Annotated in this window: 17 protein-coding genes; 15 read left to right on the forward strand and 2 right to left on the reverse strand. The window is 40.2% G+C overall.

Annotation, left to right across the window (positions count from 1 at the left end; genetic code table 11):
- Positions 1-249 precede the first annotated feature (249 nt).
- From O9295_RS17230 to O9295_RS17290, 14 genes are all read left to right on the forward strand, one after another.
- Entirely contained in the window at positions 250-1,260 is a 1,011-nt protein-coding gene (locus O9295_RS17230) for an ATP-binding protein (protein ID WP_288034101.1), read from the forward strand.
- Positions 1,261-1,262: 2 nt separating this feature from the next.
- Complete coding sequence (locus tag O9295_RS17235; protein WP_288034103.1) at positions 1,263-2,981, forward strand: tetratricopeptide repeat protein; 1,719 nt, start codon at positions 1,263-1,265, stop codon at positions 2,979-2,981.
- A 111-nt stretch (positions 2,982-3,092) separates the two neighbouring features.
- Entirely contained in the window at positions 3,093-3,341 is a 249-nt protein-coding gene (locus O9295_RS17240; RefSeq protein WP_288034106.1) for a hypothetical protein, read from the forward strand.
- Between the two features lies 1 nt (position 3,342).
- Entirely contained in the window at positions 3,343-3,759 is a 417-nt protein-coding gene (locus O9295_RS17245; RefSeq protein WP_288034108.1) for a type II toxin-antitoxin system VapC family toxin, read from the forward strand.
- Positions 3,752-3,859, forward strand: coding sequence for a TPR end-of-group domain-containing protein (locus O9295_RS27925; RefSeq protein ID WP_502846514.1), 108 nt, complete (start codon positions 3,752-3,754; stop codon positions 3,857-3,859). Before O9295_RS17245 ends, O9295_RS27925 begins: the two co-directional genes overlap by 8 nt.
- A 36-nt stretch (positions 3,860-3,895) precedes the next feature.
- A complete protein-coding gene (locus O9295_RS17250; protein WP_110545028.1) occupies positions 3,896-4,108 on the forward strand; it encodes a type II toxin-antitoxin system HicB family antitoxin in 213 nt (70 codons plus the stop codon).
- Positions 4,109-4,414: 306 nt separating this feature from the next.
- On the forward strand, positions 4,415-4,678 hold the full coding sequence (locus tag O9295_RS17255; protein WP_008203789.1) for a type II toxin-antitoxin system Phd/YefM family antitoxin: 264 nt from the start codon (positions 4,415-4,417) through the stop codon (positions 4,676-4,678).
- Positions 4,675-5,061 carry a type II toxin-antitoxin system VapC family toxin gene (locus O9295_RS17260; protein WP_002734288.1) on the forward strand — a complete coding sequence of 129 codons (387 nt, stop codon included), beginning with the start codon at positions 4,675-4,677 and terminating at the stop codon, positions 5,059-5,061. The genes O9295_RS17255 and O9295_RS17260 overlap by 4 nt, the downstream gene beginning before the upstream one ends.
- Before the next feature lie 875 nt (positions 5,062-5,936).
- A complete protein-coding gene (gene hcp, locus O9295_RS17265; RefSeq protein ID WP_288034110.1) occupies positions 5,937-7,565 on the forward strand; it encodes a hydroxylamine reductase in 1,629 nt (542 codons plus the stop codon).
- 85 nt (positions 7,566-7,650) lie between these two features.
- A complete protein-coding gene (gene hoxU / locus O9295_RS17270) occupies positions 7,651-8,367 on the forward strand; it encodes a bidirectional hydrogenase complex protein HoxU (protein WP_002760545.1) in 717 nt (238 codons plus the stop codon).
- An 8-nt stretch (positions 8,368-8,375) separates the two neighbouring features.
- Entirely contained in the window at positions 8,376-8,609 is a 234-nt protein-coding gene (locus O9295_RS17275) for a hypothetical protein (protein WP_002796471.1), read from the forward strand.
- 36 nt (positions 8,610-8,645) lie between these two features.
- Positions 8,646-8,771 (forward strand): hypothetical protein, encoded by a 126-nt coding sequence (locus O9295_RS17280; protein ID WP_002796470.1) that lies wholly within the window; start codon positions 8,646-8,648, stop codon positions 8,769-8,771.
- A 2-nt stretch (positions 8,772-8,773) separates the two neighbouring features.
- Positions 8,774-9,235, forward strand: coding sequence for a hypothetical protein (locus O9295_RS17285; protein ID WP_288034112.1), 462 nt, complete (start codon positions 8,774-8,776; stop codon positions 9,233-9,235).
- Between the two features lie 76 nt (positions 9,236-9,311).
- A complete protein-coding gene (locus tag O9295_RS17290; protein WP_002740992.1) occupies positions 9,312-9,860 on the forward strand; it encodes an NADH-quinone oxidoreductase subunit B family protein in 549 nt (182 codons plus the stop codon).
- Positions 9,861-10,362: 502 nt separating this feature from the next.
- Here O9295_RS17290 and recG read toward each other — a convergent pair.
- Complete coding sequence (recG, locus tag O9295_RS17295; protein ID WP_002760542.1) at positions 10,363-12,831, reverse strand: ATP-dependent DNA helicase RecG; 2,469 nt, start codon at positions 12,829-12,831, stop codon at positions 10,363-10,365.
- Between the two features lie 67 nt (positions 12,832-12,898).
- Positions 12,899-13,792 carry a hypothetical protein gene (locus O9295_RS17300; protein WP_288034113.1) on the reverse strand — a complete coding sequence of 298 codons (894 nt, stop codon included), beginning with the start codon at positions 13,790-13,792 and terminating at the stop codon, positions 12,899-12,901.
- Between the two features lie 246 nt (positions 13,793-14,038).
- On the opposite strand from O9295_RS17300, the gene O9295_RS17305 reads away from it, so the two are divergent.
- Positions 14,039-14,824 (forward strand): Rpn family recombination-promoting nuclease/putative transposase, encoded by a 786-nt coding sequence (locus tag O9295_RS17305; RefSeq protein WP_288034115.1) that lies wholly within the window; start codon positions 14,039-14,041, stop codon positions 14,822-14,824.
- The last annotated feature ends 43 nt before the right edge of the window (positions 14,825-14,867 follow it).

Below are 14,867 nucleotides of genomic sequence, written 5' to 3' on the forward strand. Positions count from 1 at the left end.
AATTGTCTATCTTTTGGTATTAACCTGTTTGTGCCTTAAGTCCTTCCCTGTATGGATTTCAGCTACTTTTGAGCGTAGGCGCTCTCATCGAATTTTATTTTAAGTTAATTATTTGCATAACAATTCCCGAAGAGCCAAAAATATCTAGAGCAAAAAAATTGTTTTGTTGTTTATTTTGCGGCAGATGAAGACGATATCGATCCAGAAGATGCTCAATATACAGATATTCTCATTGCCTGTACGCGCCATTTGTTAGAACAACTAAAACAGGCTAATTCAACCCCCTTAAAAAACTGGATAAAATCTCGTTGGCAGGATTTAATTGATTTAGCTTTAACAGAGATTAAAGTGGAAGATGTCAAATTAGAAACGGGAGACTTGATTAAATATTTTGGTAAATTGTCTGCGGCGATTCGGGCAATTCCCAGTCAAAGACAAGAAATAAGAAATAAAATCAATCCTCATACTGTTACCCTGTTAACAGCACTAAATGAGTTTATTGATAATAGCAAAACTGTCTTAGATGATTCAACAAAATTAGTGGTAATTGTTGATAACTTAGATCGCATCGTACCGATAAATCGGCGAGATCATAAAACGAATCATGATGAGATTTTTTTAGATCGAGCTAATCAATTAAAGGGGTTAAATTGTCATTTGATTTATACTATACCTATTTCAATGGCCTATTCTAATCGGGCCAATGATCTACGGGATATTTATGATAATGACCCGATGGTTTTACCGATGATTATGATCCGCAATCTTGATCGTACTATTAATCCTGATGGTATGGCAAAAATTAAGGCTATTATTGAGAAAAGAACGCAGCAATTTTTACCGACGAAAAAGCTAGAAACAGATATTTTTGAAAGTCAAGAAGTTCTAGAGCGATTATGTTTAATGACTGGAGGTCATGTACGAAACCTAATTTTATTAATGCAAACCGCTTTAGATCATGTGGATGCTTTACCTATTACCGCAAAAGCTGCTCAAAGAGCAATAACTCAAGCTAGAGATGTCTATCAGAGAACAGTAGAACACGAGCAGTGGAAAATTCTGGCTAAGGTATATCGTACCAACGAAATTCAAAATGATGAAGCTCATCGTAAATTATTATTCAATCGTTGTATTTTACAATATGCTTATTTTGATGCAGATGCAGAGTTGAAAAGTTGGTATGATGTGCATCCTTTAATTACCGAAATTAAGGAGTTTAAAGACGCAATCCTCAGCCAACCCACACCGGGAGGAGTATAATAATGACAAACCCAAAAGTAAAACCCTTAACTAACTCTCAGGAATCGGATTTTGAAGGATTGCGAGAAGAGCAACCCCTAACAGCAGCAGAATCCTATCAATCATTACTGCGATCGCTCAGACGAAAAAATGGCTTTAATTTACTCTTTGTTCGCTGTTCTCCCGTGCAAGCTGATGAGATTATTCGGAGAGTCAGTCAAGATTTACCTAATAAAAATATTCAAGTCCTGCAACTTGATTCAGAAACCGATAATTTGTATGAGAAAATTGTCGATCTACCAAATTATACCAATCTAAACATTCTTTTTGTGCGCGGTTTAGAAAATGCACTACTGCGCTACGAAGAAGCGGAAAGTGAAGGCTATTTCTTGTCGAGTCAAAGTCCAGTTTATGGGGGAACCTGGGCCGGAGTTCCTAAGATTTTAGGCTATTTAAACCTATCCCGTGAGCGATTTGAGCGGCAATTTCCCTTTACTTTAGTATTCTTATTGCCGGAATTTGCCTTGCGGTATTTTATTCGTCGTGCGTCGGATTTTTTTGATTGGTATTCGGGAGTTTATGAATTTCCGACGGATAAGGACATATTGGAAAGAGAAATTAGAAGACTGGTTTATTTAGACGGCGATCTCGATACCTATAAGCAATTTACTCCCCAACAACGACAGGAAAAGTTAGCCGAAATTAAAGCCTATTTAAGCGATTCCCCATCTCTCGATCCTGTTCAAGCATCTGAATTGTGGCATAAAAAAGGCTTAATTCATCAAATGGGAAAAGAATACGAACAAGCGATCGCATCCTGGGATCGAGCTTTAGAAATTAAACCCGATGACCATCAAGCTTGGTACAACCGAGGGGTTGCGTTAGCTGATTTAGGCAGATTTGCAGAAGCGATCGCATCTTACGACAAAGCTTTAGAAATTAAACCCGATGACCATGATGCTTGGAACTACCGAGGGGTTGCGTTAGCTGATTTAGGCAGATTTGCAGAAGCGATCGCCTCTTACGACAAAGCTTTAGAAATTAAACCCGATGACCATGAAGCTTGGTACAACCGAGGGTTTGCGTTAGGTAATTTAGGCAGATTTGAAGAAGCGATCGCATCCTACGATCGAGCTTTAGAATTTAAACCCGATTACCATGGAGCTTGGTACAACCGAGGGATTGCGTTAGGTCATTTAGGCAGATTTGAACAAGCGATCGCATCCTACGATCGAGCTTTAGAATTTAAACCCGATTACCATCAAGCTTGGGACAACCGAGGGAGTGCGTTAGATGATTTAGGCAGATTTGAAGACGCGATCGCCTCTTACGATCAAGCTTTAGAAATTAAACCCGATGACCATGAAGCTTGGAACAACCGAGGGGTTGCGTTAGGTAATTTAGGCAGATTTGAACAAGCGATCGCATCCTACGATCAAGCTTTAGAAGTTAAACCCGATAAGCATGAAGCTTGGACTAACCGAGGGGTTGCGTTAGGTAATTTAGGCAGATTAGAAGAAGCGATCGCATCCTGGGATCAAGCTATTAAAATTAATTCAAATTATGCTAATGCTTACTACAATAAAGCTTGCTGTTATGGCTTACAAAACAATGTGGAATTAGCTATCGAAAACTTACAACGCGCCATCAATCTTGATGTCGAATATCAGGATATGGCGAAAACAGATAAAGATTTTGAGCAGATTCGGGGAGATGAGCGGTTTCAATCATTGCTAAGTTAAGTAAATAAAAAAAGAGATAACTATCTATGTTGAAAGCAATCCTATCATCAGAATTAGGGTATAATAACTCTTAAGTCACAACTTTCGATCCTAATCAGGAGAACAATTGCTATGACACTGGCAAACACCCACCAACAAACCATTTTAGAAAAACTGCAAACCCTCAACCCACAACAACAACAACAAGTAATAGAGTTTATTGAATTTTTGCAACTTAAAGCAGATAAGACAGCAATTCATGAGGGAGAAAGAGAAATTTCTGCTTTAGAATCAGCCGGAGACTTAGTGGGGTGTTTAGACAGTGGTAAAGGAGATTTATCCCTAAAAAAGAAGGAATTTAAAAAGAAGCATCTAGTCTAATATGCTTAAAAGAGTAATTCTAGATACGGGGGTCTTAGTCGCCGTTCTCGACCGGAGTGATAATTATCACAATTGGTCAATTCAGCAATGGGAAAAAGTTGCCAAACCTTTATTAACTTGTGAGGCAGTTATCACTGAATCCTGTTTTATTTTACAAGATGTTTATGGGAGTGAAGATGCAATAATGTCTTTAATTGAACGGGGAACAATTAAAATAGATTTTAGCCTAAATGATGAAGTCAAAGTCATCCGAGAATTAAGACAGCGTTATCAATCCGTTCCCATGTCTTTTGCTGATGCTTGTTTGGTGAGGATGACTGAATTAATTGAAAGCAGTTCTGTGTTGACTTTAGATAACGATTTCTATATTTATCGCAAGAATCGGAGAGAAATGATTGATGCAATAATTCCTGACTAACAACCTCCATACCGAATATCAGGATATGGCAAAAACAGATAAAGATTTTGAGCAGATTCGGGGAGATGAGCGGTTTCAGAGTTTCCTAAATCGAGTATAATAATATATATTTGTATTTTAGCTAAGGAGATATTCTATGACTAACACCTACACAGCTATCATTCAGCCAGACGGAGATTGGTGGATTGGTTGGATAGAAGAAATTCCGGGAGTTAACTGTCAAGAAGCATCTCGTGATCAGTTATTAGAAAGCCTAAAAATTACTCTTAGCGAAGCATTAGAATTGAATAAACAGGAAGCAATTGCCGCTACTAAGGGAAACTACCAAGAAGAGAAAATTGTTGTATGAAACGCAAACAGTTTATCGATCACGTCCTGTAGGGGCGAAGCATTCGGATAGGAAATCTACGGTTTCAGCGATAAGTTATTGCCCGAATGCTTCGCCCGTACTTTTTCAGCAAGTCCTAGCCATTCTTGGTGGTTTAACCCCCAATTAAATAAAAGATCTGCGATTCCAAGACATACCGGAGTGATAATTATCACAATTGGTCAATTCAGCAATGGGAAAAAGTTGCCAAACCTTTATTAACTTGTGAGGCAGTTATCACTGAATCCTGTTTTATTTTGTGAAGTAAATAAAGAGAGAAAATTATTCATGTCAAAAAAAACTATTGATCTCAATCAAGTACAGTTAACTTTACAAGAACTACTTGCCTTAATAAAGGTAGATACTGAAATTATTATAACCGAAGGAAACAAGCCTGTAGCTCGTCTAATTCCTTGGGGAGATACTGAAAAAACAACGTCTGAAACTCCTTCTCCTAAGTTACGACAACCAGGACTACACGCTGGAAAAATTAGGACTAGCGAAGATTTTGATGAGCCACTTCCTGAAGAATTTTGGACAGGTGAATCATGAAATTTCTTTTAGATACCCATACATTTATTTGGTGGGATAGCGAACCAGAAAAACTCTCTCAAAGAGCTTTAGAACTGTGTAGAGATCCTAGTAATACGCTATTACTTAGTATTACAAGTATTTGGGAAATGCAAATCAAACTACAACTAGGTAAACTATCACTCAAGATACCTTTAGCAGAAATGATTAATACTCAGCAGGAAACTAACCAAATTGGCCTTTTATCAATTACAGTCAGCCATGTTTTAGCTTTAAATACTTTACCTAACATCCATAAAGATCCATTTGACCGCTTGTTAGTTGCTCAAGCTAATCTTGAAAATGCTAGACTGATTAGCCATGATTCAATATTAGCAAAATATCCTGTTCAGATAGATTGGTAGATAGGGCTTGCTGAATAAATGTTAAATATAGACGAGGTAAGAGTTTTAGGGTTCTGTTTTGCTCTCACAGGTGCAAGATTTTGAGAGAATCGTCGTTCAAAACCTTGCGTCTTCATCGGCCTGCGTCCTGTAGGGGCGAAGCATTCGGACAATAACCTATCGGTGAAACCGTAGATTTTCTATCCGAATGCTTCGCCCATACTTTTTCAGCAAGTCCTAGCCATTCTTGGTGGTTTAACCCCCAATTAAATAAAAGATCTGCGATTCCAAGACATACGGAAATTAGGGATATTCTCGCTAATAAAATCTGCAAAGATCTCGGAATACCACTAATAAAATAAATCGTTCATCAGTCTTGATGTCAAATATCAGTATCTGGCAAAAACAGATAAAGATTTTGAGTAGATTCGGCGAGATAATCGGTTAAGTTAAGTAAATAAAAAAAGAGATAACTATCTATGTCGAAAGCAATCCCATCATCACAGTTAGGCGATAATAACTCTTAAGTTCCAACTTTCTATCCTAATCAGGAGACCGATTGCTATGACACTGGCAAATACCCAGCTAAAAATCGAAAATCTCGCTCATTATATCATAAAAATCACCAAAAATACTTAATTTAATAAGACAACTAAATAATTGTTTAATCGGTAATTCTTGAGGAAATCTAAAATCAGAACCCAACCGGCAAAAAAAGTGAGAGAATAAAAACATAGTTCAGAGAGTAGAGGCTGTCAAGACAAGCTTTCCAGTCGTAAAATCCATAATTCTTGCTGGGTGAGGGCCGATAACTAACTTTCAAAAAAGCAGAATTAAATTTAGTAGAAAAAAATCGCAACAATCTGTCAATCTACTGAAAAAAAGAGAGAAACATTATGTTTTGTGAACAATGCGAACAAACCGCTAGTGGTAATGGTTGTCATCAGTGGGGAGCCTGTGGAAAAAGTCCCGAAGTCAACGCCGTTCAAGACTTATTAGTTTATTGTCTGCGGGGATTAGCATCGGTGGTTTTAAAAGCCAAAGAAGCGGCAATATCTACTCGCGAAGCCGATATTTTTACCTGCGAGTCGCTTTTCGCCACCATGACCAATGTGAACTTCGATCAAAGACGTTTTACCGATTATATTCAGCGTTGTTTAGAGATTCGGGAAAATTTAAAAGCACAATTGGGATCGGTGGACTGGTCTGCACTTGCTAACTATCAGCCTAATTTTAATGAGAGCCTAGTCAGCCAAGGTCAAGAAGTATCCTTAGAACTAATTGAAAAAGTACAAGACCTCGATATTTTTTCCCTAAAGTTAACCGCTATCTACGGAGTTAAAGGTCTTGCTTCCTATACTTTCCACGCTCAGGAATTAGGTCAAGAGGATGACTCAGTTTATCAGGTTATCCAAGAGACTTTAGTGGCAATTGATCGCAGTGATTTAAACCTGAATGATTGGGTGGCAATCTGTCTAAAAGTTGGGGCAGCAAACCTGCGAGCCATGGAATTATTAGATCAAGGTCATACCGAAACCTACGGTCATCCCATACCGACAAATGTTCCCTTAAATCCGCGTCTAGGCAAAGCCATTTTAGTCTCCGGCCATGATATTAAACAATTAGCGGCTTTACTGGCACAAACTGTCAATACTGGGATAACAGTCTATACCCACGGAGAATTATTACCCGCCCACGGTTATCCAAAACTCAAAGAAAAATATCCCCATCTCTACGGTCATTATGGCACCGCCTGGCAAAATCAAACTAAAGAATTTGCTAAGTTTCCGGGGGCAATAGTTTTAACTACTAATTGTCTCATGCCCCCCCACGAAAACTATGAAAGTAAACTCTTTACCCTCGGACCTGTGGGTTATGCCCATATTAACCGCTTAGAAACAGTGGACGGTGCGATCGATTTTAGTCCCGTGATTGCTAAAGCGCAGTCATTGCCCGGATTTACTGAAATAAGCGAACCTCGGCAGGTAATGGTGGGATTTGCCCACAATACCGTTCTCAGTGTCGCTGATACGGTGGTTGATGCCCTTAAACAGGGTAAAATCCGTCACTTCTTTCTGGTTGGGGGCTGCGATGGGGCAAAACCCGATCGCAATTACTACACCGAATTTGTGGAACAAGTCCCCGAAGATTGCATCGTTTTAACCCTTGCCTGTGGAAAATTCCGCTTTTTCGACAAACAATTAGGTAGTATCGAAGGATTACCCCGGCTAATGGACTTGGGACAATGTAACGATGCCTATAGTGCCATCAAAATCGCCCTAGGATTAGCCAACGCTTTTAACGTTAGTGTCAATGAGATTCCCCTCTCCCTAATTATCTCTTGGTACGAACAAAAAGCGATCGCTGTACTGCTCACCCTGCTACATCTAGGTATGCAAAATATCCGTCTGGGACCAACTTTACCGGCATTTATCTCCCCCAACGTCCTCAAATTCCTCTCCGATACCTATCACCTGCAGCCGATTACCACCCCCGCAAAAGACTTAGCCGATTGTCTAGGTTAAAACTTTCTGTAAAAATCCCACCATAGGCCACAAATTGTGGCCTATGGGAAGGAGAGGGATATTATCCTCAAGGAGAATAATTTTTATGTCCGTAATCACTTTAAGCATTGATGGTAAAGATGTAGCGATCGAAGCGGGTTCGCGAGTTCTCGCAGCCGCTAGTCAGGTAGGAATAAAAATTCCTGCCCTCTGTCATCTCGATGGGGTTTCCGAAGTGGCTGCCTGTCGCTTATGTTTGGTAGAAATTGAAGGTATTAATAAATTATTACCTGCCTGTGTAACGGAAGTGGCGGAAGGAATGGTGGTTCACACCGATACCCCAAAACTGAAAGAATATCGCCGCATGACAGTGGAATTATTATTCGCTGAAGGCAATCACGTTTGTGCGGTTTGTGTGGCTAATGGTAACTGTGAATTGCAAGATTTAGCCATCGAAGTGGGTATGGATCATAGTCGTTTTCCCTACCGTTTTCCCAAGCGAGAAGTGGATATTTCCCATCCTCTTTTCGGTATCGATCATAATCGTTGTGTTCTCTGTACCCGTTGTGTGCGAGTCTGTGATGAAATTGAAGGGGCGCACGTTTGGGATCTGGCTTATCGCGGCGAAAAAGATAAAATTATTGCGGGAATGGATCAGCCTTGGGGCAGCGTTTCCGCCTGTACTTCCTGCGGCAAATGTGTTGCCGCTTGTCCAACCGGGGCGATATTCCGCAAGGGTTCCGCCGTTTCTGAAAAAGAGGAAGATCGATCGAAGTTGGAATTTTTAGTTAATGCTAGGACTCAACACCAATGGACGCGTTAAAGTAATCAATGGAGGGTGATAGTGATCGATGGGCGCATTTAGATATCTACGAGCAAAAATTAACCGCCAAGGTAAGGGAGGACTATGATCAGATTATGGGTAATAATCAAGATATCCTAGGGATTGCTGCCCAATACGAAATCTCGGAAATCGATATCCGACGCGCCAAGGATTATGCTTTTGGATCGGAAGTGTCTCGATATCAATTTTTTCCCGAAGGTTTAATGGTAGCAGCTTGGTGAAGACTCGCTGGCGCTCAAGGGAATAATCTTGATCGGATGTTTCTCAATCATGAAATCTACGAATCTGACTTAGTGATTAATCGAGGCTTTTCGCAGCAACAAGCGCATTTACTGGCACAAAAACAATATCCTTGGTCTGATTCAATTCAGCAAACGAGATAATTATGACCACATCACCCGAATCGCAATTTCTACAAGCCCTAGAAATGTGTCAGTCTCTCTCCAATTTGACGGCGCAATTTTCTAGTATTCCTTGTCGGGTAATTGAAATTTTGTCTAATGTCAGTCAAGAGCCTAGGGTTTTGTATTCGCTCTTAATTAAATATTCTAGAGAGGTGGATTCCGCTTTGGTTGCCCTAGATATTTATGCCAAAAGTGCTGATAATTGGCGAGTAAAAGATCGAGATAAAACCTGTTCTCTTGGTTTTGGAGTAAAAGACCATTGCACGATTTTAAGCTGTTTGCTCAATTTCGGCAAACGTCCTTTTTCTTTTATTTCCTATACGGGAAATTTTGCATCGGAGGCGATTATTTTTGAGCTACTTAAAGACTGGAAAAATCTAGATATAGCTCCTTTCTTTGAGGAAAAAATGCAAGAGTTTATCCTGGAGGCAAAAATAGCTTAAAAGAGTATTTCTTTTCGTTTGATCCTTTTGACCAAATTGCAACTCAGCCAACAATACCAACCAAGAAATTAAAATTATGAGTAAAATTCGCTTCGCTACTGTCTGGTTAGCCGGTTGTTCGGGATGCCATATGTCCTTCCTCGATTTGGATGAATGGCTGTTAGAATTAGCCGAAAAAGTTGACGTGGTGTATAGTCCCGTCGGCTGCGATCTGAAAACCTATCCCGAAAATGTCGATGTCTGTTTAGTGGAAGGAGCGATCGCTAATCAGGATAATTTAGAACTAATTCATCTAGTCCGTCAAAATACCAAAACCGTCGTTTCTTTTGGTGATTGCGCTGTGACTGCTAACGTTCCCGCTATGCGGAATATGTTGGGAACTGCTGATCCCGTGCTAAAAAGGGCTTATTTAGAGTTAGGAGATAACACCCCTCAACTACCAGAAGAACCCGGTATCGTTCCCGAATTATTAGATCAAGTGCTGCCCGTCCATCAAGTCATTCCCATCGATATTTTTATGCCGGGTTGTCCCCCCGATGCGGACAGAATTCGCGAGACATTGATTCCGATTTTAAAAGGGGAATTACCCGTGATGGCAGGGCGAGAAATGATTAAATTTGGTTAATTGAATCAGTTATCAGTTATCAGTTATCAGTTATCAGTTATCAGTTATCAGATTTGAGTTTTAAGTTTTAAGTTTTGAGTTTTGAGTTTTGAGTGAGCAGTATGTATTAAGTGAGCCTCATCAAATGCCAGTTTGCTGCTGTCTTTTCGCTGATTATTGATTACTGTTTACTGATTACTGATTGGGTGCATCTCACATTTGTAGAAATACCGACAATCAGCAATTATCAGTGACTCCTAAATTATTACAGATGTGTCAGCAGCCGCGTGTAAGCATCCCACCGAAAAACTAATGCGCTCCGGGGTTTGGGGGGTTCTACCCCCCAACGGGAGGTTTGGGGGGTAGAACCCCCCAAAAGCTTGGATTGAGTAATCAGATCTGAAGTAATACTAAATCCCTTGAGTATAGGCTACATATCAGGAGAGGCACTCATGCAAAACGGAGAATAAATAATCAGTTTTTAATAACTGGATTTAGTATTACTGATTACTGAACATCTAAATCAAGTTAAAATATCCGCTCCCAACATCCGTTGATATTTAGCTTCTAAGGCTTGTTTTAAATTGGGCAAAGTGATTAAATGGGGATCATCTAACATAATTTTTTCGGCGGCATCTCTTGCCAAAACTAACACCTCTTGATCCTCGACTAAACTAGCGAGGGCAAAATCTGGTAAACCCGATTGTCGTTGTCCTAAAACTTCCCCCGGACCGCGAAATCGCATATCCATTTCCGAGATAAAAAAGCCGTCTTGGGATTGTTCCAAAACCGTCAATCTTTGACGGGAATTAGCACTATTACTGCCACTTAAAAGTAAACAATAGGATTGATGGGAACCTCTGCCCACGCGCCCCCGTAATTGATGCAATTGTGAAAGGCCAAAACGTTCGGCATTTTCAATTAACATCACCGTGGCATTGGGAACATCCACCCCCACTTCGATAACCGTAGTTGAGACAATAATTTGCAGAATATTATCGCGAAAAGCTGTTAAGATTTCCTCTTTTTCGGCGGAACTCATGCGACCATGGAGTAAACCGATATTAAAATTGGGAAAAATCTTTTCTGATAAATTTTGATATTCTTCCACCGCAGCCCTAACATCTAATTTTTCCGATTCTTCAATCAAGGGAAAAATCACATAAGCTTGTCTGCCTTGGGCAATTTCACGCCGAATTAAATCATAGGCAGCCCTTCTTTGATTCCCATTTAAAGCGCTGGTTTGAATCGGTTGTCTGCCGGGGGGTAATTCGTCAATTTGACTCACATCCAAATCCCCATGCAGGGTTAAAGCTAAAGTACGGGGAATCGGTGTTGCTGTCATGGTTAAAACGTGGGGAGACTCTCCTTTGCTTAATAATCTTGCCCTTTGTTGTACCCCAAAGCGATGCTGTTCATCAATAACAACTAAACCTAATTTGCGGAAATTAACTGCATCTTGAATTAGGGCATGAGTTCCCACTAAAAGTGGTAATTCTCCTGTCTCTAATTGGGCGTGAATTTCTCGCCGTTTAGCAGTTTTTGTGGAACCAGTTAATAATTCTACGGGTAAATGTAAGAGATTAAACCAGCTAACTAACTTACGATAATGTTGTTCTGCTAAAACTTCCGTGGGAGCCATTAATGCCGCTTGATAACCGGATTGTAGGGCCGCTAAAATAGCATAAACTCCGACAATTGTTTTGCCAGAACCCACATCCCCCTGCACAAGACGATTCATCGGGGTGCTAGAATCTAAATCCTCTAAAATTTCTTCAATAACTCGTTTTTGAGCATTAGTTAATTGAAAGGGAATTATCTGATTAAATCGATCAATTAGTTGACCCTTAGCACTAAAAACAGCACTTTTCTGTGTCTGACGATACTGTTGCCGCCGCCGCAGAAAACCCAATTGTAAAAAGAAGAATTCATCAAAGACTAATCGCCGTCGCGCTTGACTTAGAATCTCGGCATTATTAGGGAAATGAATGTTAGTAATTGCCGTTTTTAAATCGATTAATCCGTATTGTTTTCTTAGACCGAAAGGCAAGGGATCTTTTATCGCCTCTACTGCCCCAAAAGCGGCGACTACAGCCTTTCTAATTAGGTCGGCGGGTACTCCATCGGTGAGGGGATAAACCGGCAGAATACGCCCGATTTTTAAGGACTCAATACTTGCCCCAGAACTGTCTAATAATTCAAATTCAGGATTTTCTAAAGTTAACCCATATTTACCCGCTTTGACTAAACCACTAACCGCCACCACCGAACCCACCAGATAGAGTTTTTTTTGTCCTTCTTGCCAAGCACGATTAGTATAGCGAGTTCCCGCATAAAAACGGTTTAATTTTATCTGTCCAGTGCGATCCTGTAAGAGCAATTCAAAGATAGCTAACTTGGTATTTTTGGGGCTAGTAAAACAATTACAGCGCTTGACATTCCCCACTAAAGTTACCGTTTCCCCCTCGGTTAAATTAGCGATATTGACTTGACGACTGTAATCAATATGATCCCGGGGATAATAATATAATAAATCTTCAACTTTGTGGAGGTTTAATTTTTCTAAAAGACCAGCTTTTCTCTCTCCCACTTCCGCTAGATATTTCAAGGGTTGTTCGAGGGTAACTTGCCGTGGAGAAATAGCCTTTGCCGTGATGGGAGTGGTATTAATAATTTTCGCCACAGCTGGTTCTTTTGGGGTGGGGGTTGCTTCTAAAGTTTGCCGTAATTGTTGTAAAAAATTGCGAGTTTCGGTGACTAATTGTTGTCTTTGTCTGGGATTAAACTGGGAATATTGGGCAAATTTTTGGGCTAATTCTCGCCAGCGATTTCTCTCACTGGTGGAAATTCCCACGGGAGGATTATCCCCGAAACTAAGACAGAAAAACTCGCTAAAACGGTATTGATTTCCCTGAAGATCGGGATAACCTTTTTCCGCTTCTACAGATAAGGCTTTTTGTAATCTCACCCAGTCGGGTATTTCCCCTTTCATAATTGCCTCTTGATTCCAAATTTCCCAGTATTATGCTTCCCTGATACCCCTGTTTGATCATAACTGATTAATCGTACCAACTACTGCGCCATGCCGCTTCCGCTTGAGCGATAGTATATTCTTTGCGAATACGATGATATTGTTCCCCTAGACGATTTAATTGTTCCCAAAGGGAGCGAATTTGATTTCTTTCCACACTCAAGCGCGTATCAGCAAATTCCAGTTCAGCCATTCGTAGATGAATCGCCGTTACTTTAGTGACTTTGCCACTTGAAAAATCATGCTCATCCCCATCATCTTCATCTTCATCTTTTTCTTCCTCTGGTTCAGGGTTTTTAGCTTCCACTAGAATGTTTAACATATTATTTCCTCCACCTAGGGATTGTCCTTCTTCTCCCGCTTGAATTGCCATATCGATAATTTGACTGGGTAGATGAGGGGGAAGAATATAAGCTTTTTGTAGTTGCTGATTAATTTGTTTAGAGAGATGATTGAGAATCTCGACACAGTTTTTTTCCAGCACTCGACAACAATAAAGTAAAATATCGGGGTTATTAATCTCTCCAGTTGCGGCTAGATTTTCCCGTTTGTCTAGAAAAAGTTTCCAGAAATCTGGGGTGTTAACTGTCTCTGCTGCACTTTTAGAGAATCCTGCCCCTGAAAATGCCCCTCGCTCGAAGCTCTGCTCGCCCAATTGCTGTAAACTGGCTTTAGCCTCTTGTCCTAGAGCTTTGATCTCCTCTTGTAGTTTCTGACGATTGCTGTGGGAGAGGGCCAGAAATTCCCCCCCATAGTAACGGGTACAGATATAATACACTGCCCCGATCGCCTGTTTATAGAGAGATTCACCGAGTAAATCAAGATAAATTCGGTATTTTTCTCGCATTCTTTCGGCTAAATTTGCCACTTCCGTTTCTATGTTCTTTAAATCTTGTTGTAGCTTGTTCAGTCTTCCAGTCATAGAGATTTTACCGAGGGAGAAGTTAGCGATCGGCGAACTCTATTATAGCGACTCATTGTCAGCTATAGCGCCCTGACATGGGGGAGATGTTTAGACTCGATCGGTTGTCAGTTATTTTAGCTATTAGCTTTTTGCAGACCAGCTTTTAGCATTTGTTTTGGCAAAGATAACTGCTATAATCAGGCTAATTAGTAGGAAAACTCTCTATCTCTATATTTTTGCATAGTTTACACCACAAGTCCGGGCATGAAAACCGACAGTATTTTTTATGATCTTTTTCAATCTTATCCGTCAATTTTCTTTGAATTAATCAACCTTTCCCCCGGAGAAGCCGAGAATTACCGCTTTGATTCCGTCGAAATCAAGCAACTAGCTTTTCGTATTGATGGCGTATTTTTGCCCAATATTACCGATCCTAGCATTCCTATTTATTTCTGCGAGGTGCAATTTCAAGATGATCAGAATTTTTATGGCCGTTTCTTTGCTGAAATCTTCTTATATCTCAGTAAAACTGCTTTTAACAATGATTGGCGCGGGGTGGTCATTTATCCCCATCGTCGGGTAGAATCAGATCAGGTTGTACGTTATCAAGACTTATTGACATCTGGGAGAGTGACGCGAATCTATTTAGATGAACTAGATGATATTAATCAAGATTCCCTCGGTATTGCCACTATAAAATTAATTATTGCTAAAGAAAATCAAGCAGTGGCAACAGCCAAACAACTTATTGAACGAGTGCGAACTGAATTTACCCAACCGCAAAACCTCCTACAATTAATAGAAACGATCCTTATTTATAAATTACCACGTCTAAGTCGCCGGGAGATAGAAGCCATGTTTAGTTTAGATGAACTGAAACAAACCCGTTATTTTCAAGACGTTCGAGAAGAAGGTAAACTGGAAGGTAAACTGGAAGGTAAACTAGAATCTGTGCCGCGTTTATTGGCTTTAGGTTTAACGGTAGAACAAATTGCTCAAGCCTTGGACTTAACTGTAGAAAAAGTGCGAGAAATACCAGAAACCCATTAAGATAATCTAGCAGTAAGCTATGACAGCGTTTCTGATCAAGATA

The sequence above is a fragment of the Microcystis sp. LE18-22.4A genome (genome assembly GCF_027531105.1).
In the GTDB taxonomy this organism is placed as follows: domain Bacteria; phylum Cyanobacteriota; class Cyanobacteriia; order Cyanobacteriales; family Microcystaceae; genus Microcystis; species Microcystis aeruginosa.